This is a genomic window from uncultured Tyzzerella sp. (assembly GCF_963558545.1).
Lineage (GTDB): Bacteria > Bacillota > Clostridia > Lachnospirales > CAG-274 > Tyzzerella.
In genome coordinates, this window is record NZ_CAUWHO010000097.1 from 1 (window position 1) to 3,010 (window position 3,010).

Annotated in this window: 3 protein-coding genes; 2 read left to right on the plus strand and 1 reads right to left on the minus strand. The window is 22.6% G+C overall.

The genetic code is table 11. The features are described 5' to 3' along the window. On the minus strand, positions 1 to 1,278 hold a 1,278-nt coding region (locus tag R5Z65_RS09775; protein ID WP_317368825.1), incomplete at its 3' end, for a polysaccharide biosynthesis protein. Positions 1,279 to 1,563: 285 nt separating this feature from the next. Here R5Z65_RS09775 and fliB point away from each other — a divergent pair. Together fliB and R5Z65_RS10195 are read left to right on the plus strand one after the other, a co-directional pair. Continuing rightward, positions 1,564 to 2,868, plus strand: coding sequence for a flagellin lysine-N-methylase (fliB, locus tag R5Z65_RS09780; protein ID WP_317368826.1), 1,305 nt, complete (start codon positions 1,564 to 1,566; stop codon positions 2,866 to 2,868). 16 nt (positions 2,869 to 2,884) lie between these two features. Next, a partial coding sequence (locus tag R5Z65_RS10195; RefSeq protein WP_317368827.1) for a GIY-YIG nuclease family protein occupies positions 2,885 to 3,010 on the plus strand: 126 nt, incomplete at its 3' end.

A 3,010-nucleotide genomic window follows, 5' to 3' on the forward strand; every position in this document is an offset into this window, starting at 1 on the left:
TAATGATATAATATTTATAATAGCTAAACTTAAAAACCAACCTACTATAAATGCGTATAAATCGTATTTAGGTATTAAAAAATATATAAATCCAATATTTATTATAGATGATATAATACTATTTTTAAAAATTAATAGTTGTTCTCCTAGACCGTTTAATATACCAGAAAATGTAACGTGACAATATATTAAAGGGCATAAAAACCCAATATACAATAATTGCCAACCTATATCTTTTTGGGAATATATAGTTATACCAAGCTCATTTGAAAAAAACATAAATAAGCCTAAAGTGCCTATACCTATAAATGATGTTATTGTAAAAGCCTTTGATATAGTACTTCTTATTGTATCTATATTGTTTTTTGCAGCTGCTTCTGATATAGCTGGAACTATAGCTATTGCAAGTGCTGTAAGAAGTGATGATGGAAACATTACTAATGGCATAGACATACCACTAAGTTGTCCATATAAACTCATAGCTTCTGCACTATTATAGCCATATTCTACTAATTTTTGTGGTATTAATATATTTTCTATTGTACTTAAAAATGAACCTAAAACTCTATTTCCTGTTAAAGGTATTGTCATAGATAAAATTATAACACTAGATTTAAATATTGATATACTTGGCTTTTTTGTTATATTACTTTTAGTGTTATATACCATTAGTACATATAAAAATGAAAATATTTCTCCTACGCACATACCTATTACAGCAACACCACAAGCATATGATATCCCCATAGGTATAAATATAGATGCTAAAAGATATATTGTTATCATTCTAGCCACTTGCTCTAAAACTTGACTTATAGCAGGTACTATTGTATCTTGCATACCTAAAAAATATCCTCTTATACAAGAACCTAAGGCCATAAAAGGAAAACTTATACACATAATATGCAATGATAATAATATATTTTCATTTTTTAATATATTATTGGCTATGTAATCAGAAAATATAAATATAAATATACTTATTAATAAAGCTATTAACCCTGATAAAAACATACATATTGATAAAATTATTTTTATGTTTCCATACTCTCTTTTGGAATTTTCTTCTGCTACCAGTTTTGATATAGTAGTAGAAAACCCTGATGATGATATACTCCAAGCTAACATATATATAGGCATTATAAGTTGATATAGTCCCATACCCTCTGCACCTATTACATTAGACATATATATCCTATAAATAAACCCTAAAACCCGAGTTATAACATTAGCTAAAGTTAATATTAACGCTCCTTTTATAATTAATTTTTTACTCATAAAATCTCCTTATTTTTTTATTAAATATATGAGAGTTATTTATTAATTATATCTTTATTACAAAGAATTTATTATAAGCAATAAACATATGATATTATTATTTTCTTATATTTCTTGTATTTGTTAAAAATATTTAAAATATATCATATATTTGGCACTTTTAAATAGCTTTAATATATCATATATATACAAAATTAAAAATAAATGTTATAATATTATTTAAAGTTAAGTTATAGTGTTAATATAAATATTAAAAGTAAATCTAATATTAAATGGAGAAAATATATGAAAAATAAATATACATTTTTACAACCATCATTTTATAAAGATTTTAAATGTTCTGGTTCTTCTTGTAAATTTAATTGTTGTAATTATAGTTGGAACATCCCTATAGATAAAGAAACTTATTTCAAATATAAAAAAATTAAAGAACCTGAATATTTTGTAGAGTTATTAAATAAAACTATTAAAAAAAATAAAAATAATCCTAGTGATGTACAATATGCTAAACTAACCCATAAAAAAATTCCAACTAAAATAAATTATACAAATTTTGAAAATGGTAATGAAAAATCAATTGAAGAAGAATATGCGGAATCATTTTGCCCTTTACAAGATAATGATAATCTTTGTATGGTACATAAATATTTAGGAGAAGATTCTCTTTGTTTTACTTGTCGACTTTTTCCAAGAGTTCATAATAATATTTTTAATAACTATGAACGTTCAATGACAATTGGCTGTGAAGAAGTTAGTAAATTACTTTATGCTTTAAAAAACGGCATTATCTTTGAAGTTATTGAAGAAGACTATTACGAAAAATACCCTAGTACTATAGATTTATCTAAAAATACTAATAGTATCTTATATTATTTTGATGATATAAGGCTAATTTGCTTAGAATTATTACAATTAAGAGAGTACTCTTTAGATGATAGAATGATTTTTTTAAGTATACTTATGTTTAAAATTGATGAATTATCATCTAGCAGTAAATATAATGAAATTCCAGAATATTTAAATAACTTTTTTAATAATATCCCTTTTTACAAAAATAGTTTAAATATTAATACACAAAATCATAATTTGGTTTTAACAAGTGTATCAAATAGTATGTTAAATACAATTAATCTATCTGGAAATAAAGAAATCTTTTTAATTTTTAGAGATTTATTATTTAATATTGAAAAATCTATTTTTGAATTAAATAATAGCAAAGAAAAAACATTCTCAAATATATACAATGATTACAAAAAAATACGTTATGACCTTATGAAAGATAAAGAATATTTTATAGAAAATATTTTTGTAAACTTATTTTTTTATAAGGCATTACCATACAATGGCATTAATTCTATAAAAGAATGTTGTATTATATTTGTTTTTTACTATATAATATATAAAACTTTATTAGCTAATTATTTATATGATAAACCTGAAGCAAGTGAAGACTTATTACACAAAATGAGTACAATTTTTGGTAGAATGTTTTGTGACCAATATAGTACAGATAAAGTAATACTATCAATTCTTAAAAGTGATAATATTGATAATTTAGCAAATTTAATCTTATCAATAAAAAGTTCTTAACATTAGGAGGGTATAATTGTTTGATATAGAAGAAGAATTAAAAAAAGTTCCTACTTTACCAGGTGTATACTTGATGTTTAATAAAGATGACATAGTCATATATGTAGGTAAAGCAAAAATTTTAAAAAATAGAATAAGACAA

Coding starts and splice junctions, on each gene's coding strand:
- fliB (WP_317368826.1), top strand. CDS start 1,564: ATGAAAAATAAATATACATTTTTACAACCATCATTTTATAAAGATTTT.